The organism is Rhizobium sp. Leaf371, assembly GCF_001424045.1.
In the GTDB taxonomy this organism is placed as follows: domain Bacteria; phylum Pseudomonadota; class Alphaproteobacteria; order Rhizobiales; family Rhizobiaceae; genus Ferranicluibacter.
The window spans coordinates 1030414-1052599 of the sequence record NZ_LMQB01000001.1; the positions used below are offsets into that span (position 1 = coordinate 1030414).

21 protein-coding genes and 1 tRNA gene are annotated in these 22186 nt (G+C 61.4%); 11 read left to right on the forward strand and 11 right to left on the reverse strand.

Going from position 1 to position 22186, the window contains the following annotated elements; genetic code table 11:
• Positions 1–10 precede the first annotated feature (10 nt).
• The 5 genes from ASG39_RS04545 to ASG39_RS04575 all read right to left on the reverse strand — a co-directional run bounded on the left by ASG39_RS04545 (position 11) and on the right by ASG39_RS04575 (position 5860).
• Positions 11–967: a restriction endonuclease gene (locus ASG39_RS04545; protein ID WP_062593166.1), complete on the reverse strand. Its 957-nt coding sequence runs from the start codon at positions 965–967 to the stop codon at positions 11–13.
• Between the two features lie 693 nt (positions 968–1660).
• Positions 1661–2848, reverse strand: a complete 1188-nt coding sequence (locus ASG39_RS23650) for a hypothetical protein (RefSeq protein ID WP_156468005.1) — start codon at positions 2846–2848, stop codon at positions 1661–1663.
• On the reverse strand, positions 2845–3168 hold the full coding sequence (mobC, locus tag ASG39_RS04565) for a plasmid mobilization relaxosome protein MobC (protein ID WP_062593173.1): 324 nt from the start codon (positions 3166–3168) through the stop codon (positions 2845–2847). The genes ASG39_RS23650 and mobC overlap by 4 nt, the downstream gene beginning before the upstream one ends.
• 619 nt (positions 3169–3787) lie before the next feature.
• Positions 3788–5533, reverse strand: a complete 1746-nt coding sequence (locus ASG39_RS04570; protein WP_062593175.1) for a TetR family transcriptional regulator — start codon at positions 5531–5533, stop codon at positions 3788–3790.
• Between the two features lie 237 nt (positions 5534–5770).
• Positions 5771–5860 (reverse strand) — tRNA-Ser (locus ASG39_RS04575).
• 203 nt (positions 5861–6063) lie between these two features.
• Between ASG39_RS04575 and ASG39_RS04580 the strand changes: the two genes are divergently transcribed.
• The 8 genes from ASG39_RS04580 to ASG39_RS04615 all read left to right on the forward strand — a co-directional run bounded on the left by ASG39_RS04580 (position 6064) and on the right by ASG39_RS04615 (position 14020).
• Positions 6064–6333, forward strand: coding sequence for a hypothetical protein (locus ASG39_RS04580; protein WP_062593177.1), 270 nt, complete (start codon positions 6064–6066; stop codon positions 6331–6333).
• Positions 6334–6521: 188 nt separating this feature from the next.
• On the forward strand, positions 6522–7616 hold the full coding sequence (locus ASG39_RS04585; protein WP_062593180.1) for a septal ring lytic transglycosylase RlpA family protein: 1095 nt from the start codon (positions 6522–6524) through the stop codon (positions 7614–7616).
• 36 nt (positions 7617–7652) lie between these two features.
• A complete protein-coding gene (locus tag ASG39_RS04590) occupies positions 7653–8810 on the forward strand; it encodes a D-alanyl-D-alanine carboxypeptidase family protein (RefSeq protein ID WP_244481113.1) in 1158 nt (385 codons plus the stop codon).
• Between the two features lie 213 nt (positions 8811–9023).
• A complete protein-coding gene (gene tmk / locus ASG39_RS04595) occupies positions 9024–9689 on the forward strand; it encodes a dTMP kinase (protein WP_156468026.1) in 666 nt (221 codons plus the stop codon).
• The gene (locus ASG39_RS04600) at positions 9686–10729 is read left to right on the forward strand and encodes a DNA polymerase III subunit delta' (protein WP_062593187.1); all 1044 of its coding nucleotides are present in this window, start codon (positions 9686–9688) and stop codon (positions 10727–10729) included. The genes tmk and ASG39_RS04600 overlap by 4 nt, the downstream gene beginning before the upstream one ends.
• A gap of 120 nt (positions 10730–10849) precedes the next feature.
• Positions 10850–12400, forward strand: a complete 1551-nt coding sequence (gene metG / locus ASG39_RS04605; RefSeq protein ID WP_062593190.1) for a methionine--tRNA ligase — start codon at positions 10850–10852, stop codon at positions 12398–12400.
• A gap of 14 nt (positions 12401–12414) precedes the next feature.
• Positions 12415–13194 carry a TatD family hydrolase gene (locus tag ASG39_RS04610; RefSeq protein ID WP_062593192.1) on the forward strand — a complete coding sequence of 260 codons (780 nt, stop codon included), beginning with the start codon at positions 12415–12417 and terminating at the stop codon, positions 13192–13194.
• 13 nt (positions 13195–13207) lie between these two features.
• The gene (locus ASG39_RS04615; RefSeq protein WP_062593194.1) at positions 13208–14020 is read left to right on the forward strand and encodes an MBL fold metallo-hydrolase; all 813 of its coding nucleotides are present in this window, start codon (positions 13208–13210) and stop codon (positions 14018–14020) included.
• Positions 14021–14026: 6 nt separating this feature from the next.
• Here ASG39_RS04615 and ASG39_RS04620 read toward each other — a convergent pair whose 3' ends face one another.
• Positions 14027–14971, reverse strand: a complete 945-nt coding sequence (locus ASG39_RS04620; RefSeq protein ID WP_062593460.1) for a phosphoribosylaminoimidazolesuccinocarboxamide synthase — start codon at positions 14969–14971, stop codon at positions 14027–14029.
• A gap of 327 nt (positions 14972–15298) precedes the next feature.
• On the opposite strand from ASG39_RS04620, the gene ASG39_RS04625 reads away from it, so the two are divergent.
• Both ASG39_RS04625 and ASG39_RS04630 read left to right on the forward strand, forming a co-directional pair.
• Complete coding sequence (locus ASG39_RS04625; protein WP_062593196.1) at positions 15299–16672, forward strand: ISNCY family transposase; 1374 nt, start codon at positions 15299–15301, stop codon at positions 16670–16672.
• Between the two features lie 551 nt (positions 16673–17223).
• A complete protein-coding gene (locus tag ASG39_RS04630) occupies positions 17224–17643 on the forward strand; it encodes a DUF4864 domain-containing protein (RefSeq protein WP_062593198.1) in 420 nt (139 codons plus the stop codon).
• 74 nt (positions 17644–17717) lie between these two features.
• On the opposite strand, the gene tgt is transcribed toward ASG39_RS04630, so the two are convergent.
• The 5 genes from tgt to coaD form a co-directional block, all read right to left on the reverse strand.
• The gene (gene tgt, locus ASG39_RS04635; RefSeq protein ID WP_062593200.1) at positions 17718–18848 is read right to left on the reverse strand and encodes a tRNA guanosine(34) transglycosylase Tgt; all 1131 of its coding nucleotides are present in this window, start codon (positions 18846–18848) and stop codon (positions 17718–17720) included.
• Positions 18845–19924, reverse strand: a complete 1080-nt coding sequence (gene queA / locus ASG39_RS04640; RefSeq protein WP_062593202.1) for a tRNA preQ1(34) S-adenosylmethionine ribosyltransferase-isomerase QueA — start codon at positions 19922–19924, stop codon at positions 18845–18847. The genes tgt and queA overlap by 4 nt, the downstream gene beginning before the upstream one ends.
• A 77-nt stretch (positions 19925–20001) precedes the next feature.
• Positions 20002–20511 carry a peptidylprolyl isomerase gene (locus tag ASG39_RS04645; RefSeq protein WP_062593204.1) on the reverse strand — a complete coding sequence of 170 codons (510 nt, stop codon included), beginning with the start codon at positions 20509–20511 and terminating at the stop codon, positions 20002–20004.
• Between the two features lie 27 nt (positions 20512–20538).
• Positions 20539–21105 carry a peptidylprolyl isomerase gene (locus tag ASG39_RS04650; protein ID WP_062593206.1) on the reverse strand — a complete coding sequence of 189 codons (567 nt, stop codon included), beginning with the start codon at positions 21103–21105 and terminating at the stop codon, positions 20539–20541.
• Between the two features lie 68 nt (positions 21106–21173).
• A complete protein-coding gene (coaD, locus tag ASG39_RS04655; protein ID WP_062593208.1) occupies positions 21174–21671 on the reverse strand; it encodes a pantetheine-phosphate adenylyltransferase in 498 nt (165 codons plus the stop codon).
• A 314-nt stretch (positions 21672–21985) separates the two neighbouring features.
• Here coaD and ASG39_RS23655 point away from each other — a divergent pair, with 314 nt between their 5' ends.
• A complete protein-coding gene (locus ASG39_RS23655) occupies positions 21986–22126 on the forward strand; it encodes a hypothetical protein (RefSeq protein ID WP_156379901.1) in 141 nt (46 codons plus the stop codon).
• Positions 22127–22186: the final 60 nt, after the last annotated feature.

Here is a 22186-nt window from a genome sequence, read left to right on the forward strand (position 1 = left end):
CGGCGTCTGGTCAACCGGTCACATCAGCGAAATAGTCCTCGTCAATGCTTTGGACCTTATAGGTCTGACGAACACGGACACCGACGCCATGTTGGATCATCAGGCGCGCCAAGCGCTGACCATTTATCAAGACCACACGATGCTGGACCCGGGTCAGGTATTCGTGTGCCTCCTTGGAAAAGTCAGACGTAGTGACGAAAACACCCTTGGTCGCGCCTTCGCCCGTCAACGAACCGATGAAGCGCTGAACATCGGGGCGACTGACGCGGTTTTCGGGCGCGTATCGCTTGGCCTGAATATAAACCGCATCCAGGCCAAGAGCGTCTTCGTGGATGATCCCATCGATACCACCATCGCCCGACGCCTTTGTCATAAGGCCATTTGCCAAGTCGCCACCACCATAGCCCATCGCAATCAGTAGATCGAGGATGAGGCGTTCAAAACGCTGCGGAGAGAGCTGTTGCAGAAGGGCTAGAAGGTCGTCTCTGACGGCGGCATCCAGAAGACCCGAGGCCGCGGCCATGGCGTCTTCCGGAGTCTGTCTTTCGTCGATCGGCGCGGAATCCATGGCAACGGTCGCGAGGGTGGATTGAGGAACCGCAACGTCCCCACCGTCACGCTGCCTGGAACGCTCGATCCAGTCCCTGAAGCCTTCGAAACCTGCCAGCGTCTCATTGTCGATCCGTTCAGGCTGCGAGGCCAGAACCTGTCGCCCGAGATCGGTCACGATGTGGAGATTTCGGCGCGGCGACATCAACAGGCCAGCCTTTGCAAGATAGGTCCTCGCCCAATGGGCGCGGCTCTGCAGTACCGTCGCCGTGCCGCTCGGGATCAATTCCGAGGCTACTTCATCCGAGATATCAAACTGCTTTTGCAGAACAGGGATGCAAGCAGCTACATTGGGCGCACCCTCGGCGAACAACTTCAGCACCGGAAGCATCAGTGTCTCGTAGTTCGGTATTACCATGGCGCATCCTGCATCCAATGAAATTCACGGTTGTCGTGAATTCATACCTATCGGATCGAATGTGGAACGTCATCTTCCGAAATCTACGCGGACGATTTCAAACCTTCGGTTTTTGTGGGTCGGTATCGACGCCGGTCGTTTCGAGCATTGCGCCGGGCCGACCAGGGGAGTTGCCCCTCAGATGTTCAAGCCAACGCAGTGTCGACTCCAAGACCCTGACTTCTGTGAGGTCCTCCCGCTCATTGGGTACGTGGCATCGAACGAGCTCTGACCATCGTTCCCATTTCTGAATGTAATCCAGCCAATCGAGTGAGGCCTCGGGGACACGTTTCCGAAGTTCCGACATGGCGTCTCGACGGGCGATGCCGCCGCGGCGGACGTCTTCGAACAGTCGGGCATAAGGGACCGCACCTTGCGACAACACGATATCAACGTAACGGGGCGCGACGTCGAGGCGTCGGGCCAATTCAAGACGCTGAGCGTGCCGCGGCGACATCGGCGGTGGCGTGTAACTCGGCTGCGGTAACGCCGCTGACGAGGCACCGCGCACGACAAACGAAAACAACGCCAGGAGCTGTAGAGCTGCAGATTGCGCTGGGTTCGCGCGTCTGGCTCGGCGACGCTCGATCATGCGCATCCGGAGCCGATCGTAACACGACCGGCGGCGACATCTCTGTCGGGAGTTGGCGTCTTTCATTGATGGGGTCTCCTTAGATAGCTGTGAGATGGAATCGATGCCTGGCTCGGCTCGTCAGGTGGAAATGATTTCCGCTTGCGGACATCGGCGATCTGTCGGGCCAGGCGCGCAGTCTGCGGCTCGAAAAGAGACGTCATCCACGCAGCGAGGTCTCGCGCGCGCCTCAGCAGGTCATCGAGGTCCATCTTTCCGATGCGATGAAGCTCCAGTTGCTCCCGACGTCGCCCAGAGGCTACCGACGCGCCAACCGGTCGAGCCGATCGGCGCAGGATTTCAGGGCCGCTGCTTGTTGTTGCTGCATGTCCAAGATCAGGTGCAGCACCTGTAGCATTTGACCGAGCCGGTCGGGCTGTTCCGGCGTTTCGAGCAACGAGAGAAGAGGCAAGAGGCGCGCTACAGACGTCTCCGTCTTCGAGACGATGTTCAGGACGTCCATGCTGGCTTCCGATAAATTGTTCATGGGCAAACTCCGTTTTCATGAAATTCTGGAACTCGGCACGTCGGACACCAACCGCGCGACTGGCTGCGGCGACGAACGCGCCGCCGGTCGTCGTAAGGATGTGCCCCTGCTCGCCATTTGCGATGACGAGCCGCTGACGATCCAATTCCACGTTGAAGGCTGCGCGTCCTTGAGCAAAGGCTGCCTTCAGTTCCGTCCGATCGAAGCCTTGGTTTTCACGCTCGGCGCGCTTGCGGGCGACGTCTGAAAATCCCTCCGTCCGACGATGGCGTCTTTCGGCACGTGCCGGCTGAACTGTTTCCCCGCGATCAGCCTCGTATTGACGAGCGACAGCTTCGAGGCGGGCGAAATCGTTGCGGCAATCAAGAACCCGGAAGGTGGTAGGATCAACCTCGGCCACCGCGACATGGAAGTGCGCCCGCCCTTCCTTGACGTGTCGGACGACGAGGCGCGGGCGATCTCCGCCGATCCCGAACTCGTCGTCGATCGCCCGGATAAAGGCCGACAACTGTACGGGCGACATCGCGCGCTCGGGCGAGACCGAAAGGTGGCGGACACTGTATCTGCAGCCTTTCGCCGATGCGAGCGCGTGGGCGTCGTAAAGCGCCTGGCGATCCCCCGACAAAACGTCAATACGTTCGTTCTCGTCCACCTTGTCCAGTAAATGACGGGCGAGGTACCGAACGCCGCCATCGCGACGGATGCGCGTCGTCTGCACGATCATGTCAGCAGCTCCCGGAGACGAAACCGGACGGCATCAACATCAGCAAGGACAAGGGAGAGTTCTTCGTCGCGGCCAGCGATCTGTCCGGAGTTGGCGAGCCGCACCAGTTGGTTCAAATTTCCACCGACACGGCCAATCTCGCTCAACGTCCGGGCAAGCACGACAGCATGATTGGCATCAAATGTCCGGGCGGGCATACGGGTGCCGAGGGCGGCGCGACGGATCAGTTCGGAAATCGAAAGACCTCGCGCTGTGGCGATGTCTTTCATTCTCGAGAATTCCGTGTCGGTGGTCCGAACCCGGACGATCCTGGCGCGCATGCGTCCCTCCCATCTACAGGCCCCATACAGGGGCCGAGGGGGTTCACGGGGGAGCTTGCTTCCCCTGACCAGCGCCTGGTGTCGTAGACACAAGGCATTGCTGGCTCTTTCCCTCTCTGTTGTCTCACGAAATGATGGGCTGGGGATTCCGCCGGCGCAAATACGCTTCGGGTTTTGGCCTGTTTTGAACCGTGGCGACGATGGTCTTCGAAGTTTCGAACTTCGAATGGAAGAGATCGAAACTCGAACTACTCACTTCGAAACTCGAAACGATCGTTTCGAATGTCGAACCATGGGCTTCTGCAGGGACATCACGGGCCGAAATATCATGTATTTGTACATGACGGTCGCCGCGGCTGGCGAACTCAAGCGTTCATTCGATTTTCGAACTTCTGCCATCCGTTCGACTTTCGAACTATCGGCATCGGTTCGAAAATCGAACGATCCCATGCGGGAGTGGAGAGCCGTCCAGTTTCGGCGAGCGGGTGGTGCGGGCGCAGGCGAAGCCGAGCCTTGGTCGCGATGGCGACAACTTGACGGATCGTAACGCCCATTATTATCCCGCACCCCGGACATGAAAACATGTCCGGGACTAGGCCAGCGCCAATGAGCGCCGTTATTACTGTGCGCCTGAATTTGCGGTTTGCAGGCCCGCCAGATAGGGTTGCGCGCTGGAAACTATGTCAGACACCTCCAAACTCTCGGAGGGCATCTGGCGGCTACGAAACTGCCCCTTCTGTGCCTCGCCCCCGACTGTGCGCTTCTCAATCGGATTTAAATGGCCCTGCATGACGAGAGCACCTGTCATTGGAGCGGGCTGCTGGTCTCCATCGACAATCGCGGTTGGGGCAGGAATCTCCATCTCCACCGTCGAGCAAGGAAGTTGGTTCAGATTGGTGTCTGGCGTGGCTACGCCTAGCTTTTTATCTATACACCGACCCAGACAGATTTGTTGACAGGTATCGAAGTGCTGATAGGCCGTTGCACGAGACACGCCCGCGCGGGATGCCAGCTTCTCGACGCTAACCGTCTCCGACCGCTCAACAATGTCGGAATAGGCCTTGATGAGCTTTTCAAGACTCCGCTCTCGCCTGACGCCCTGAGAATATTCGGCACCCGCCCGCTGCCGATCCCGGACATCCTTCATCCCCTCAGTGACGTGAAGGAGACGCTGCCGGTTCTTTTTACCTTGAAGCTTTACGGGGTCGAAATCCATCGCGAGGCGATCGGCGACCTTGGCGATGACATAGGACAGGCGCGGGTCATCCAGTTCCATCGTCCGGGCAAAACCTTCAAGCGCCACGTGAAGATGATCGGCGAGCGCGGCCGTCGATCCTTTCATCCGGACATCGGCGGCAAAGTGCCATTCGATCAGCAAGGCTACCGCCCGTTCGCGCAGCGTGTTGAAAGCGATGTTCGAAGTCTTCAGGCTCATACCCGACTGGATAGCCGCTGCCTTCCGCACCAGTGCCTCACGGCTCGATCCCGTATCGACCCAGTTGGCGTACTCCGAGAGCGTCGGCATGGTGTGCCGGTTCGGTGTGAGCGTATGCCAGATTGGGGACAAAGGGTTCTTCATCCGCATGGTCGTCGCAGGCGCGCCCGGGTCCGCTCCAATGGAAAGCAAGGCCTTGGTCAGCCCATTGGAGACCCCAAGGAACAGGCGGACGATATCACGACGGCAACGTCTATCCTCGGACTTCCATACTGCAGTCCCGGGCGGCAGCAGGAAGATGAGATGCGGGCGGCGATAGGTACCGTCATCGAGGAGGTCGCCGACGATGACGTGTGGCAGGCATGGAACTTGTCCTTCACGGACCAGCTCCCCAAGCGCATGAAGTAGGTGCTCCGGGGACATGAACACGCCGTCGCAGTCGATACGGATCGCGCCGAGAAACTCCTTGTTCAGTTCTACATACGGATAGTCCAAGGTCAGAAGCTTGGAACGGGACTGGACGTCGAGCGTCGCCTTGTCGTTCGACGCCCTTGCCTTACCCCCTTTGGGTACCAGCGTGACGAACAACTTGAGGACGGGATCATCCTCCGATCGTAGACCGTCCTCGACAAATGCGCGCCGCCAACGTCCCGCGATGTGTTGGTCGAAGGGTAGCTTGTAGCCACTCTCCAGCCGATCGCGAACCGCGCGGCGAAGTTCGATCGCCTCTTGGCGGCGACGGGCGGCAAAGGAATGAGGATCGATCATTGCGGGATGGACGGCTCCAAGGGGAGCCTTCTTCGCCCGCGCTTCCGCCGCCTGTCGGCTCGCCTCGGCATAGCGGGTCTCGAACCCGATCAGAGCCGTCGCCAAATCCGACAGATCGTTTCCGCCGGCCTTTACACTTTCATTGCACGCGTTCACTACCATTGAACAATCTCCAAGAAGCCGCGGTAGGGTTCCAGCCCAATAACCCGCGGCTTTTTCATGCTTGGAGCGTTGTACGCATAGGTCAAACTCCGATTCTCACATGCAATAGCGAATCGAGCGTTTTGCAACACGTCTGCAGTTGCAGCATTGTTGCAGAATATGTTCACAATGTTGCGGGAGCCTCGGGAATTCCGGAAAACTCGTCACCCGATTTTGATTAACGCTATCATAGGGTTCTGGCGGAAGAGGTGGGATTCGAACCCACGGTACGCTTTCACGCACGCCGGTTTTCAAGACCGGTTCCTTAAACCACTCGGACACTCTTCCGGAAGCTGACGTCGTTCGAGGGTGTGATGGGATTAGCGGTTGGCGGGCAGGTCGTCAACTCGGGGTTTACCTGTGTGGTCGGTGGGTTTTGCGGGATGAAGGGAAGGCGAGGGGCCGGGGTGCGGGTATCGGGATGGTGTCTGGAACAAAAATCGACGGAACGTGTTGCTGCGGAGGATAAACCGTAACGATGGAGATGAGCGATGCGGACTGTCATGACTATCTCGGCTCTCGTCCTGGGTGTTGCTTTGTCGCAGCCGGCTGTTGCTGCCTTAGGCAATCTGGATTCAAGCCTCTATGCCGATGTTGCACTGGCGGGAATCAGGCCTTCGGCTCCGGCGGACGCCACCGTTTCTGACCAGCGCGCCGAAATCTGCGTGCCTCCTGACGAACAATACATCCCGTCCTTCGTCCGCGATCCCGGCGGCCGGATCGTGGGCGTCAATTATACGATCATCGAGTATGTCTGCTGAGTGCGGCAGCCTATCATCGTAACCAAGCATTAACCATAAAAGGCAATTCCGTTGGCGGCGCGACGACCGCGTTCGCATTTATGCCATGTTGCTGTCATTTTTGACGACTGTATCTTTTTGGTACGACCGGCTCGCCCGCGAGGGGCAGGGGTGCTCCGGTTTCGTCAGACAGCGGCAATGTGGGACACATGACTTTCAGACAATACGCACGTTTCCTGGTGAAGGGCGCAGGTTTCGCCGCCGTTCCGGCTATTTGTCTTGTGCTGACGTCCTGCGGCACGACGGGCAAGGTCGATGCACCCAAGAAGCGCAGCAAGGAGTATTTTCCGGAATCCGTCTACGGCGTCAAAGCGAGCCCCCGTGTCGCCGACGGCAAGAATATTCCGAAAGGCGGCGGACGCTATCAGGTCGGCAAGCCCTACAAGGTCAAGGACAAGTGGTACACGCCGAAGGAAGATTTCAGCTACAATAAGACTGGCATCTCGTCCTGGTATGGATCGGCATTTCATGGCCGGCTGACCGCCAACGGCGAAGTCTACGATACGGCGCATCTCTCTGCCGCGCACCCCACATTTCCATTGCCGAGCTATGCGCGCGTGACCAATGTCGAGAATGGGTCGTCGGTCATCGTCCGTGTCAACGATCGCGGACCCTATGAGTTCGGACGGATCATCGACGTGTCTTCGAAGACGGCCGATCTCCTCGACATCAAGCGCAAGGGCAGCGCCCAGGTGCGCGTCCAGTATGTCGGCCGCGCGCCGCTCGAAGGCAATGACATGCCCTATCTGATGGCGTCCTATGCGTCCAAGGGGAGCCGCGTTCCCGGAATTGCGCCGGAGGGCCAGATTGCTTCCGGCGTTATGGTTGCTTCAAACGAACCGCTGGCGCGGCAGGTGCGCAATCTCGGTTCGGCCGATCTGGGCACCGTTTCCATTCCGGCCAAGGCATCGGCACAGGCAGTCCGCATGCGCCCGTCGCCGTCCGCCGCTCCGTCGCTTGACCGTGGCTCTTCCATGACCGCGCTCGCTGAGCCGGATCACGTGCTTCGCGCGCCGGGCGCCATGGAGGCTCTGGAGGCGTTCGTGACGCTTCCGGACATCGGTCCCATCCCTGTGGAGCGCCCGGGCAATTTCGGGAAGTCGGGGAATGGCGCACTCTATGCCGCCGCCTATGTCGAGGCGCGCGTCAGCACGTCGGAAACCGCCTTCGATGCGATCATGGTCGATCCGCATGCGCTTACCTCGTCCGCGATCATGGCCCATGCCAAGCGCAGCGCCCGCTAGGCCCGACCGAAACGTCGCCGCACGTGGGGACGCCTCGTGAGGCGTTGGCAATGGGGCGGTATGCTCGCTGTCGCGATGGCGCTGGCATTTTCCGGGTCGGCTTCACAAGCGCAGGAATTCGAGACCAAGGCACGCCAGGCCCTGGTGATCGACGCGCTGACCGACACGGTGCTCCTCTCGAAAGCCGCAGACGAAGCCGTACCGCCGGCATCCATGGCGAAACTGATGACCGTGGAGCTGGTGCTTTCCGCGTTGAAGGATGGAAGCCTCGCGCGCGACACGTTTTTTCCGGTCAGTGAACATGCCTGGCGAACCGGCGGTGCACCGTCGGGCACATCGACGATGTTTGCGGCATTGAATTCGCGCGTTTCGGTCGGGGATCTGCTGCAAGGCATCGTCGTGCAATATGCCAACGACGCCTGCATCGTGCTGGCGGAAGGCATGGTCGGCAGCGAGGGCAAATTCGCCGAACGCATGACCGCGCGGGCGCGTGAGATCGGCTTGAAAGCCTCGACATTCGCCAATCCGACAGGCCTTCCGGCCGCGGGCAATCTCACCACTATGCGCGATCTCGTCACCCTCGCGCGCCATGTGCGGTCCGCCTATCCGGACGATGTCTCGCTGTTCCGGCAGGCGGAGTTCGAATGGAACAAGATCCGCCAGAGAAACCGCAATCCGCTGATCTCCGCCGAGATCGGCGTCGATGGTTACGTCACCGGCTTTGCCGAAGGCTATGGCTACGGGATCGTCGCGTCGATGGCGCGGGATGGGCGAAGGGTCGATCTGGCGCTGAACGGGTTGCAGACGGACAAGGATCGGACCGCCGAGGCAAAGCGCGTGTTCGACTGGGCGATGACGCAGTTTTCGGAGAAGCGCCTGTTTGCCGAAAGCGAGCTCGTCGCGGAGGCGAGCGTCTATGGTGGCGACCGTCCGACCGTGGGATTGGTGACCGCCGGACCGGTCGATATTCTGCTGCCGGTGAAAACGCCGGCGAAGCTTTCCGCACGCGTGGTCTACCGCTGGCCTCTGACCGTTCCCGTGCGCGCCGGGGATGTCGCAGCCACGCTGCGGATCTGGAACGGCGATCACCTTCTGCGCGAGGTTCCCTTGAAAGCGGCAGCTTCCGTCGAGGCGGGCTCGCTGACGAGCCGCGCGACGGATGCCCTTCAGGAATTGCTGTTCTTCTGGCTTTGAGCGGCCGGCTTTCGGGCCGTCGCGCTTGCCGTCCTCGCCGCGCCTTTTCAAGCTGCTTGTCTTCAGACCAAGGTGCTTGTTTTCAGACCGGGAGCAATAGGCTACTGGATCACAGCCGCTCCAGAAGTCTCGCGAGAGGACGGAGCGGTCGGGCGCAGGGCGACGTCTTGCGGTCCTCAGACGACAGAGGCGATAGATTTGGCGGCAGAGGCAGTGTTCGTGACATTCGAGGGCGGTGAGGGGGTCGGCAAATCGACCCAGATCCGCCTGCTGGCCGGCGCATTGGAGGCGCATGGCCATGCCGTTCGCATCACCCGCGAGCCCGGCGGCTCTGCGGGCGCCGAGGCGGTGCGGCATGTCATCCTCTCGGGAGCCGCTGAATCCTATGGCGTGCGCATGGAGGCGCTGCTCTTTGCCGCCGCACGCAGCGACCATGTGGAAACCGTGATCCGGCCGGCTCTCGAGACCGGAAGCGTCGTGCTTTGCGATCGTTTCATGGATTCGTCGCGCGTCTATCAGGGGATTACCGGCAATCTGCCGGAGCGGCTGATCGACGGGCTGGAGCGTGTGGCGATCAATGGCTTGCGGCCCGATATCACCATCATCCTCGATATGCCCGCAGCCGAGGGCCTCGCGCGGGCGCGCAGCCGCGCGTCGCAGTCCGCCGATGTCGCGAGCGCCGTGCCGGATCGTTTCGAGAAAGAAGAACTGGAGACCCACGAGAAGCGCCGGGAGGCCTTTCTCGATATCGCGGCGCGAGACCCGGGGCGGTGTCGCATCGTCGACGCGTCGCGTGCCGTCGATCTCATCGCAGCCGACGTGCTTTCCGCCGTTGAGGCCGTGATCTCCGAGCGGCAGGCAGGGAAGGTCACGGCATGAGCGACGGTCGATCGGATATTCTGGATGGCGCCATTGCACCGTCCGACAACGCTGCGCTGTTCGGACACGCCGAGGCACAAGCCTTCCTTGCGGCGGGATACCGGTCGGGCAAGGGCCATCACGCGATCCTCATCGAGGGGCCGGAGGGCATCGGCAAGGCGACGCTCGCTTTTCGGTTCGCCAACCATGTGCTCAGCCATCCCGAACCTGCCGCGGCGCCGACGGTGATCGCCGACCCCGATCCGGGTTCGGTGGTCAGCCGCCAGATCACCGCCGGATCGTCCCACAACGTCCTCCATCTCACGCGTCCCGTGGATGAGAAGACGGGAAAGGTGAAAAGCGCGATCACCGTGGACGAGGTGCGGCGGGCAGGGCGGTTCTTCTCGCAAACCTCGGGGACGGGCAACTGGCGCATCGTCATCATCGATCCGGCCGATGACCTCAATCGCAATGCGGCGAACGCGATTCTGAAGATTCTCGAGGAGCCGCCGAAACGGTCGATGTTCCTCGTCCTCAGCCACGCGCCGGGACGGCTGCTGCCGACGATCCGCTCGCGCTGCCTGCCGCTGAGCCTGAAGCCGCTCACCGACGGCGATATGACGAAGGCGCTCGCGCATCTCGATATCCGGCTGGAGGGCGAACAGGGTGTGCGCGTTCTCGCTGCGGCGAAAGGCAGCGTTTCGGAAGCTCTGAAGCTCGTCCATTACGGCGGTCTCGACATCATCGATGCCTTCGACCACATGCTCGCCCATCCCGACGATGCGCCGGCCCGGCGCGAAATGCACAAGCTGGCGGAGATCCTCGCCGCGAAGGACAGCGATACGATTTTCGATTTCTTCGCGACCCTGGTCGCCCGGCATGTGACGGGGCAGGCCAGGGCGGCAGGCCTTGCGGGCGATCTGGCTGGCGCCGAGCGCTTTGCGCGCCTATCTTCTGAGCTCTCCGAGCGGCTGACGGTGGCCGACGCCTACAACCTCGACCGAAAGCAGACCGTCCTATCCATTCTGGATGATCTGCGAACGGCCGCAAGACTCGCCTGAGTTTGCAGCCCTTGGCAGGGCTCGTTTTTCGACCTCTTCCATTCCCTCCGCTCCGGGATTGGTTTAAGGACGGTGCACGCTCCCAAGTGCCCGATAGCTCGACCTGCAGAAGTGCCGCCCATGACAGACACGTCCCCCTTCTACATCACCACCGCGATCGCCTATCCGAACGGGCGGCCGCATATCGGCCATGCCTACGAGCTGATCGCGACCGATGTCGTCGCGCGGTTCGAGCGCCTTGACGGGCGCGACGTCTTCTTCCTCACGGGAACGGACGAGCATGGGCAGAAGATGCAGCAGACGGCGCGGCGCGAGGGTCTGACACCGCAGGAACTGGCCGATCGCAATGCCGCCGAGTTCCAGGCGATGGTGAAGCTGCTCGAGGGCTCGAACGACGACTATATCCGCACGACGGAAGCCCGCCACCACGAGGCCGTGAAGGCCATCTGGAACAGGATGGCGGACGCCGGCGACCTCTACAAGGATGCCTATTCCGGCTGGTATTCCGTGCGCGACGAAGCCTATTATCAGGAGAGCGAGACCGAGATGCGCGCCGATGGCGTGCGTTACGGGCCGCAAGGGACACCTGTCGAGTGGGTCGAGGAGGCGAGCTATTTCTTCCGCCTGTCCGCCTACCAGGACCGGCTGCTGAAGCATTACGAAGACAATCCGGACTTCATCGGCCCGGCCGAGCGGCGCAACGAGGTGATCTCGTTCGTGAAATCGGGCCTCAAAGACCTGTCCATGTCGCGTACGACGTTTGACTGGGGCATTCCCGTGCCCGGCGATCCCGCGCATGTCATGTATGTCTGGGTCGATGCTCTGACGAACTACATCACCGCCACCGGCGCCCTGACGGACCCGGAAGGGCCGCGTGCGAAATACTGGCCGGCGAGCATCCACATGATCGGCAAGGACATCATCCGTTTCCACGCCGTCTACTGGCCCGCCTTCCTGATGTCGGCAGGCCTGCCGCTGCCGAAGAAGGTCTTTGCCCACGGCTTCCTGCTCAACAAGGGCGAGAAGATGTCGAAGTCTCTCGGCAATGTGGTCGATCCGGTCAATCTTGTTGAGCATTTCGGTCTCGACCCGATCCGCTACTTCTTCATGCGCGAAGTCTCCTTCGGGCAGGACGGAAGCTATAGCGAGGAGGCGATCGCCACGCGGATCAATTCCGATCTGGCGAACGGAATCGGCAATCTGGCGAGCCGCTCCCTGTCCATGATCGTCAAGAACTGCGATGGCGCCATTCCGGCCTGTGGCCCCTTGAGCGAAGCGGACGCGGCCATGCTGTCTTCTGCAGACGCGCTGCATGGCTCGACTCGTGCCGACATGGATGCGCTTGCCATTCACAAGGTGCTTGCCTCGATCATCTCAGTGGTCTCGGAAGCCGACCGCTATTTTGCAGGGCAGGAGCCTTGGGCGCTGAAGAAGACCGACCCTGCCCGCATGGGCACCGTGCTCTACGTAACCGCAGAGGTCGTGCGCCAGGTGGCGATCCTGCTGCAGCCCTTCATGCCGGGCTCGGCGGCGAAGCTCCTCGACCTCGTGGCCGTGCCGGAGGATCGCCGCAGCTTCGCGTTTCTCGGCGCTTCCGGACGGATCGCCTCGGGAACGCCGCTCGAAGCGCCGAAGCCGGTCTTCCCGCGCTACATCGCGCCCGAGGCCTGACCGTGACGGCTCCTTTGCTGATCGACACGCACTGCCACCTCGATTTCCCGGATTTCGAGGCCGAGCGGGATGACATCGTCGCCCGTGCAGCCGAGATCGGCGTGCACAAGCTCGTCACGATCTGCACGCGGGTGAAACGGTTCGAGACGATCCTGGCGGTCGCCGAGCGATACGACACTGTGTTCTGTTCGGTCGGTACGCATCCGAACAATGCGGACGAGGAACTCGACGTCACGACGGAGGATCTCGTCCGGCTCTCGGCGCATCCGAAGGTGGTGGCGATCGGCGAGGCGGGTCTCGACTATTTCTACGACACGCAACGTCCGGAAGACCAGAAGACGGGCCTCCTCCGTCACATTGACGCTGCACGGGAGACCGGTCTCCCGCTCGTCATCCACAGCCGCTCGGCAGACGCCGACATGGCCGAGATCCTGACGCGCGAGACGGGGAAGGGGGCGTTCCCCTTCATTCTCCACTGCTTTTCCTCGGGTCCGGATCTCGCCCGGATCGGTGTGGAGCTTGGCGGCTATATCTCGTTCTCCGGTATCCTGACCTTTCCGAAATCCGAGGAACTCCGCGCGATCGCCCGCACCGTGCCGCACGACCGGCTGCTGGTGGAGACGGACGCGCCCTACCTCGCGCCAAAACCTTTCCGCGGCAAGCGCAACGAGCCGGCCTATGTCGCGCACACCGCGCAGGTGCTCGGCGAGACGCTTGGCCTGTCCGTGGATGAGATCGCGGCGATCACGTCGGAGAACGCGTATCGCGTCTTTTCCAAGATGCCACGATCCTGAACCGGTGGCGTTGATGGCGGCACGGCGGATTTTCACCATTCTCGGCTGCGGATCGTCGCCCGGCGTGCCGCGCATCACCGGCGATTGGGGCGCTTGCGACCCGCTCAATCCGAAGAACCGCAGACTGCGCGCCGCCTTGCTGGTCGAGCAGGTGTCGGAGACCGGCGGGCGGACCACGGTGCTGATCGACACCGGACCGGACCTGCGCGAGCAACTGCTGGCCGCCGGGGTGAGGGACCTCGATGCCGTGGTCTACACCCACTCGCATGCCGATCACCTCCACGGCATCGACGATCTGCGCGGCTTCGTCATTCACAACCGCCGACAGACGCCGATCTGGGCGGACGCCTTCACGCTCGCCCGGATCCGCGAGGGATTTGGCTACTGCCTGCAGTCACCGCCCGGAAGCAATTACCCGCCGATCATCCGCGCCTGCCTGATAGAGCCGTCTCTGGAGCCGTTCCATGTCGAGGGCGCCGGCGGCACGATCACCTTCGAGCCGCTGCTACAGGTACACGGATCGATCCATTCGCTCGGTTTTCGCATCGGCGATTTCGCCTATTGCACGGATGTCAGCGATTTCCCGCCGGAGACGGTCGCAAAGCTTGGTGGCCTGCAGACGCTGGTGATCGACACGCTGCAGTATCAGTATCATCCGAGCCATCTGTCCCTCGAACAGAGCCTCGCCTGGATCGACACCATCGCGCCGCGCCGCGCCATCCTCACGCATATGCATGTGCCGCTCGACTACGACACCGTGATGGCGGAAACACCGGCCCATGTCGAGCCGGCCTATGACGGCCTCAAGGTCGTGTTCGACGTCTGACGGCGTCTAGGAGAAGTAGGGCCTCAGGTTGTCGCGGATGCGGTCGAGAACGCTGTCGCCGCGCAGATCGGGCTCGAATGTGCCACCGGTGATCGTCTCATAGGCTTCGATATAGACCTTGGACGTCTGCTCGATCAGCGCGTCCGGAATGGCAGGGATCGGATCCTTGTAAGGATCGCACCGCTCTGTGACCCAGGCGCGCACGAAATCCTTGTCAAAACTCTTCGGCCGGCCGCCGGTCGCGAAACTCTCGGGATAGCTTTCGGCGATCCAGTAGCGGCTGCTGTCCGGCGTATGGATTTCATCGGCCAGCACGATGCGCCCGGAGGCGTCGGTGCCGAACTCGTATTTCGTATCGACGAGGATCAGTCCGCGTCTCGCCGCCAGTTCCTGTCCGCGCGCAAAGAGCGCCAGCGCATAGGCCGAGACCGTTTCCCATTGCTCCGGCGTCAAGAGCTTCTGCGCCAGGATGTCCTCGGCCGAAAGCGGCTCGTCGTGACCGCCATCGAAGGCCTTGCTCGTGGGTGTGATGATCGCGGCAGGAAGCTTCTCATTGTCCTTCATGCCATCGGGAAGGCGCGTTCCATACATGGAGCGCTCGCCGTTGCGATACTTGGTCAGGATCGACGTGCTGGTCGTGCCAGCGAGATAACCGCGCACGACGATTTCGACCGGCAGGATATCGAGCCGCGTTCCGACAACGACGTTCGGATCGGGATATTCGAGCACATGGTTCGGGCAGATATCCGCTGTCTGCTCAAACCAGTAGCGCGCCGTCTGCGTCAGCACCTGACCCTTGAACGGGATCGCCGTCAGCACGACGTCGAACGCGCTCAGCCGGTCCGTCGCAATGATGATCCGCCGACCATCCGCCAGATCGTAGTTCTCCCGGACCTTGCCGTTGTAGCGCCCGGGAAGCTCGGGAATAAAGGCGTCGGGGAGAATACGCAGAGTGCTGTCGGTCAATGGCCCATCTCGTCGCTGAAAAACACCTCCGTCGATTAGCCGCGCTTTGGACGTTGCGTCAAGAGATGAGGCTGAACCTGTTGAAAGTGCGATGTGCGACCCGCTATACGAGGCTGACTGCTGTCCGTGTTCGAACGCGAGGTGCATCCGCCTTGGCAGCCCAAAGACACTGTCTGAACCGCCACCCGTATAGACTTATGTTCCATAATCTATCTTATCTGACTTAGATGTGTAGCCGCAAAGTTGAAGTGTCCTGTTTCTGCAAAGTTAGAGTGTCACACTCCCCGCGTTTGATAACGCGGAGACGAGCAGATGGGATTGATAGCGATGAGCGAGCGCGATCTTCAGCGGATCGAGGTTTTGTCAAAGGTTGTTGCCGGCCGGATGACATTGGTATCGGCGGCGCATGTGCTTGGTCTGAGCGAGCGCCAGATCCGCCGGTTGCTGGAGCGCATGCGCACGGGTAGTGCAGCGTCGATCCGCCACAAAGCGATCGGCCGGCCATCGAACAATCGGATCAGCGCCGGTATTCGGAATTACGCTGTATCGCTGGTTCGCGAACGATATGCGGATTTCGGACCGACCCTGGCGAGCGAGAAGCTTGCCGAGCGGGATGGATTGCGTGTGTCGCGCGAGACGTTGCGTGGCTGGATGTCGCAGGCGGGACTTTGGCTATCGCGCAAGCAGCGCCGCACGTTTCATCGGCCACGGCTGCGACGCGAAGCCTATGGGGAGCTTGTGCAGATCGACGGGTCGGAGCACCGTTGGTTTGAGGATCGCGGGCCGCCATGTTCGCTGCTGGTGTTTGTCGACGATGCGACGGGCAGGTTGATGCAACTGCATTTCGTGCGGTCCGAAAGCGCCTTCACCTATTTCGAGGCGCTGGCGCTCTATCTCACGCATCACGGTGCGCCGATCGCGTTTTATTCCGACAAGCATTCGGTGTTCCGGGTGGCGAGACAGGATGCCAAGGGCGGCCAGGGCATGACCCAGTTCGGGCGTGCGCTTTGCGAGCTAAACATCGAGATTCTCTGTGCAAATTCGAGCCAGGCCAAGGGTCGTGTCGAGCGGATGAACCGCACGCTACAGGACCGGTTGATCAAGGAACTGCGACTGGCCGGCATTGACACCATGGAGGCCGGCAATGCGTTCCTGCCGGGATTCATGGAGGCCTACAATGCGCGATTTGCGGTCGTCCCTGCCCGGCCGGACGACGTGCATCGGCCGATGAACCTGGCGCCGGATCGGCTGGCCGAGATCCTGTGCAAGCGGGAACAGCGCTATGTCGGCGCACAACTGACGTTTTCGTTCGAGCGCAAGCGGATCATGCTGGAAGAGACCGAGGTGACGCGTGGTCTGGTTGGTCACTATGTCGAGACCTATGCCTATGCGGACGGCCGGCTGGATGTGCGCTGGAAGGGCCATTGCCTACCCTATACGGTGTTCGACAAGGATCAGCGGGTGACGCATGCGGCGATCACCGAGAACAAGCGGCTCGGTGACGTCCTGGCCTATATCAAGGAGCGTCAGGAGACGCTCGACAAGCCTGACGTAAAGACCAACAGCAACAAGAACGGCTATGTCAAACGCGCTCCCGGATCCAGCCGGCGCACGGACGTCACGAAGGATCCGGCGGTTATTGCGCGACGGGAGAAGGCATTGTTGCGGCGGCAGGCTGCCGAGTGAATGACGGATCGGATCGTCCCAAAGCTCAAGCCGAAGCGGTGTGCCCCACCCGCCCCGATCTGATCTTGCAGTTGCGATCAGCCGACCAGATCGGGGCTGGTCGCGAAGCCGTTTGGTGACCGGTCGGACATTTCTACTTTGCACAACGCCGGACATTTCAATCCTGCTGCCACAAGATGTTTGGCCAGGGTGGGTTGAAGGATGACGTGCGATTTGCGATCGATAACAGTGGCTTATCAGTTGCAAGGAACGACCCATGAAGTGCACCACCTCCCAGATCGATCTGGATGAACACCGCAAGATTGCTCGTTGGTGTCGGCGTCGCATGCGCTGGATCTGAGCGAGCGCCAGGTTTGCCGGTTGCCGGAGCGGATACGCACAGGCGGTGCGGCGCCGATCCGGCATAAGGCGATCGGTCACAGTGCAAGATCTTGGGATATCGGAGCAGCAGCTCTCTCACGTCGCGAAAGATGACCGCGGAGCCCTGATGCTTCCCTTTATGCGCTTTCAGCGTAAGCTGCGGCCTATGTGGTCATGGGATGGAGGTTGCGATGGGGCGTGTTGTCGTGGGAGCGGGATTTATCGTGGCGCTGCTGTTGGCCTCGCCGGGTCTGGCGGCCGAGCCGGTGGATGCGGCAAGATCCGTGATCGGTCGGCAGATCGAAGCCTTTCTGAACGATGATGCGGCGACGGCCTATTCCTTTGCCTCGCCGCAGATCAAGGGACTGTTTCCGAGCCAGGCACTGTTTTTCGAGATGGTGAAGCGCGGATATCGGCCTGTCTACCGCCCCGGCAATTTTGCGTTCGGCCGAAGCAAGATCGAGGGCTCCACGGTCGTGCAGGAAGTGCTGATCTCCGGGCCCGACGGCAAGGACTGGACGGCGCTGTATTCGCTGACGCTTCAGCCCGATGGCAGCTACAAGATCAACGGAGTGCAGATGCTGCAACAGGCGCCAGGCCCGGAAATCTGATTCTTAAAAGCGATGCTGTCGCTGCCAGGTGCGACGCTCACCGGGCCAACACGACCTGGCCCCTCTTCGCGCTGTCAGACGGGAGCGAGATCGCCCCTCGCCCACTCTTCCTGCGTTTCCGTCATGAAATCGGCATACCGCCCTTCTTCGATCGCTTTCCGAATACCGGCCATGAGGTCCTGGTAATAGGAAAGGTTGTTCCAGGTCAGGAGCATGCCACCGAGGGATTCGTTTGCGCGGACCAGATGGTGGAGATAGGCGCGGGAGTAGTCTCGTGCGGCGGGACATGTGGATTGCTCGTCCAGCGGGCGCATGTCCTCTGCGTGGCGGGCATTGCGCAGGTTGATGCGTCCGCGGCGGGTGAAGGCGAGGCCGTGGCGGCCCGAGCGGGTCGGCATGACGCAGTCGAACATGTCGACGCCGCGGGCGACAGATTTCAGGATATCGTCCGGCGTGCCCACGCCCATGAGGTAACGCGGCTTTTCGAACGGGAGTTCCGGGCAGGTCGTGTCCAGCATGTCGAGCATGACGGCCTGGGGTTCGCCCACGGCGAGCCCACCGACCGCATAGCCCTTGAGGTCGAGGCCAGCCAGCGACCGAGCCGAGCGGACACGCAGCTCCGGGTTGTCGCCGCCCTGCACAATTCCGAACATGGCCTTAGCGGGCTGGTCGCCGAAGGCCGTCTTGCAACGCTCGGCCCAGCGCAGCGACATTTCCATCGCACGCTCGATCTCGCGCGGCTCGGCCGGCAACCGAATACACTCGTCGAGCTGCATCTGGATGTCGCTGCCAAGCAGGCCCTGGATCTCGATCGACCGCTCCGGCGACATATGGTGCAAGGCGCCATCGACATGGCTCTTGAAGGTCACGCCCTGCTCGTCCAGCTTGCGCAGGCCGGAGAGCGACATGACCTGAAACCCGCCGCTGTCGGTGAGAATTGGGCCCTGCCAGCGGATCAGGTCGTGCAGTCCGCCGAGACGCGCCACCCGTTCCGGGCCCGGGCGGAGCATCAGGTGATAGGTGTTGCCGAGAATGATGTCGGCGCCGAGGTCCTTCACCTGATCGAGATACATCGCCTTCACCGTGCCGACGGTCCCGACTGGCATGAAAGCCGGCGTGCGGATGGTGCCACGCGGCATGGACACCGCGCCGCGGCGCGCCTTGCCGTCTGTGGCGGTCAGGTTGAACTGGAATGTCTCTGTCATGGTTCGTTCCGGAAAAGCAGGCTGGCATCGCCATAGGAATAGAAGCGGTAGCCGTCCGCAATGGCGGTGGCATAGGCGGTGCGCATGGTGTCGAGGCCGGAAAAAGCCGAGACGAGCATGAACAGCGTCGATTTCGGCAAGTGAAAATTCGTCATCAGAATATCGACGGCGCGGAACCTGTAGCCGGGCGTGATGAAGATGCCGGTCGGCCCCGACCAGGGTGCGACGTGCCCGTCCTCGGCTGCGGCGCTCTCGATCAGGCGGAGCGACGTCGTGCCGACGCAGACGATACGCCCGCCCCTCGCCCGCACGGCGTTGAGCTTGTCGGCAATCTCGGCCGAGACGTGGCCGATCTCCTGGTGCATCCTGTGGTCGTCAGTATCGTCGGCCTTTACCGGTAGAAACGTGCCGGCGCCAACATGCAGGGTCACGAAATGGCGCTCGACGCCGCGGGCGTCCAGAGCGGCAAAGAGCCTGTCGGTGAAATGCAGACCGGCCGTCGGTGCGGCGACGGCGCCCTCCTCCCGGGCATAGACCGTCTGATAATCCTCACGGTCCTTTGCATCCTCCGGCCGCTTGGAGGCGATGTAGGGCGGCAGAGGAATATGCCCGACGGTCGCAATGGCTTCGTCGAGCGCGGGACCGGAGAGATCGAACGCGAGCGTGACCTCGCCACCCTCGGCCTTCGCCTCGACGGTCGCGTCCAGCGTGCCGAGAAGGCAGGTGCCGCCGGCGTGGCCGAAGCGAATGCGATCGCCGGGCTTGATCCGCTTGCCCGGCCTGGCGAAGGCCTTCCACCGATCCGGCGCGATGCGCATATGCAGCGTGGTCGAGACGGCCTGCTCGGTCGCGCCCTCGCGAAAACGGACGCCTTCCAGCTGCGCGGGAATGACCTTCGTATCGTTGAAGACCAGGGCATCGCCGGGCTCGAGGAAAGACGGGAGATCGATGACACTGCGATTCTCGAGCGGTTGCCCCGAGCGCACGACGAGCATGCGGGCGCTGTCGCGCGGGCTTGCCGGCCGCAAGGCGATATTGTCGTCAGGGAGATCGAAGTCGAAGAGATCGACGCGCATAAACAAGCACTTCTTAAAAATGAGAGGCCCGCCCGACGGCCGCGAAAGCTGTCGGGCGGGCCTTGCCATAGCCTGAATCAGGCGTTCGCGGCAATCTTCATCGAGACGATGCTGTCGGGATCCTTGACCGGCTCGCCGCGCTTGATGTTGTCGATGTTTTCCATGCCCTCGATGACCTGACCCCAGACCGTGTACTGCTTGTTCAGCCACGGGCTGTCGGTAAAGCAGATGAAGAACTGGGAGTTCGCCGAATTCGGCATCTGGCTGCGGGCCATGGAGCACGTGCCGCGCACGTGATTGGTGGCCGAGAATTCCGCCTTGAGGTCCGGCTTGGACGAGCCGCCCATGCCGGCGCGGGCCGGATTGAAATCCTTGCCGCCCTGCTTGCCGAACTGCACGTCGCCGGTCTGCGCCATGAAATCTTCGATGACGCGGTGGAACACGACGCCGTCATAGGCACCTTCCGCAACCAGTTCCTTGATGCGGGCGACATGGCCCGGCGCCAGATCGGGCTTCAGCTCGATCACGACCTGTCCCTTGGTGGTTTCCATGATGATCGTGTTTTCCGGATCCTTGATCTCGGCCATGCTCTTCTCCTTCAAAGAATGGTGGTGTTACTTGCCGACCTTGACGCTGATCATGCGGTCGGGATTGGTGACGGAGCCGCTGTCGCCCTCGCCCTTCTTGATCTTGTCGACATTTTCCATGCCGGACACGACCTGGCCGACGACGGTATACTGGCCGTTCAAGAACGAGCCTTCGTCGAACATGATGAAGAACTGCGAATTGGCGGAGTCAGGGCTCTGCGAGCGCGCCATGCCGACGGTGCCGCGCTTGAACGGCGTCTTGGAAAACTCGGCGGGCAGATCGGGCTTGGACGAACCGCCCATGCCGGCACGACCGGCCTCGAAGTTCTTTTCGAGATTGCCGTACTGAACATCGCCGGTCTGCGCCATGAAGCCGGGGATGACGCGATGGAAGGCGACGTTGTCGTAGGCACCTTCGGCCGCCAGTTCCTTGATCCGCGCGACATGCTTCGGAGCGATTTCGGGGAGCAGCTCGATCACGACGGGACCGCTTTTCAGGTTGATCGTCAGGAGGTCCTTCGCCTGGGCGACGGCAGCGCCGGTAAGCATTGCCAGGGATACTGCGCCTGCAAGGGCAAGCTTGAAGAATGTCATGATGGCTCCGTGTTTCGTCTGCGGATGTGTTGTGGCTGTATCGATATATAGCGCCGAAAGCGTCGAGGTCAGCGTTGCGCCTTACGAATTGCGAGCGCCTGAACGACCACCTTCGGCACGAAGGGACCGACATCGCCGCCCATCGCCGCGATCTGGCGGACCAATGTGGCGGTTATGGGCCGGGAGGCCGTCGCGGCGGGAATGAAGACGGTCTGGATATCCGGTGCCATCTCGCGATTCATACCCGCCATCTGCATCTCGTAGTCGAGATCCGTGCCGTCCCGTAATCCGCGGATGAGAACAGACGCGCCATGGCGCCGTGCGGCATGGATGACCAGATCGTCGAACGAGACGACCGAGACATCCCCGCTGCGGTCCGGCAAAGTCTCGCCGATCGCGTGGCGGATCAGCGTTGCCCGTTCATCGAAGGAAAAAAGAGGCGTCTTGCCGGGATGGACGCCGATCGCAACGATGACGGTCTGCACCACGGCGAGAGACTGGGCGAGAATATCGAGATGCCCGTTCGTGATCGGATCGAAGGAGCCGGGGTAGAAAGCTGTCGTCATCGCACCGTATTCCGTTTCGGCAGTCTTGTGTCACGCCCGTCAGGGCGGCGCAAGATGCACCGATGCTCTCTCCCGAGCCGCTTGCCACCCATCGCAACAGTAGATGCAAGAATAGGTCTCTGTATTTTGCGGAACCTTTTTCTGTGTTGCCCCGTTGATGGGGCAGAAAGGATGACCGCCATGGGATTGATGCTGTTTTCGATGATGATGTTTTTCACGATGATCTTTGCGACGGCGCACGCACTTCGCTCCGAGGTCATCTCGAAACCAAAGCCTGCTCGCCGGTTTGTCATTACCAAGTAAGGAAGTTCGACATGGCCGTTATCATGATGATCGTGTCGGCAGTGATTAGTATCGTGTTCCTGTTCGATTTCACGAAGACCATTCTGCAGCTGAAGCGCGATCGCGAGGCGATCCAGGCCTCCCGCCGACACAGCGAAGGTTTCTCGATCTAAGTACGTTTTCCTCCCAAGGCGACCTCCAGCGCTGCGGGATACAAAAAAGCCGGACGGTTC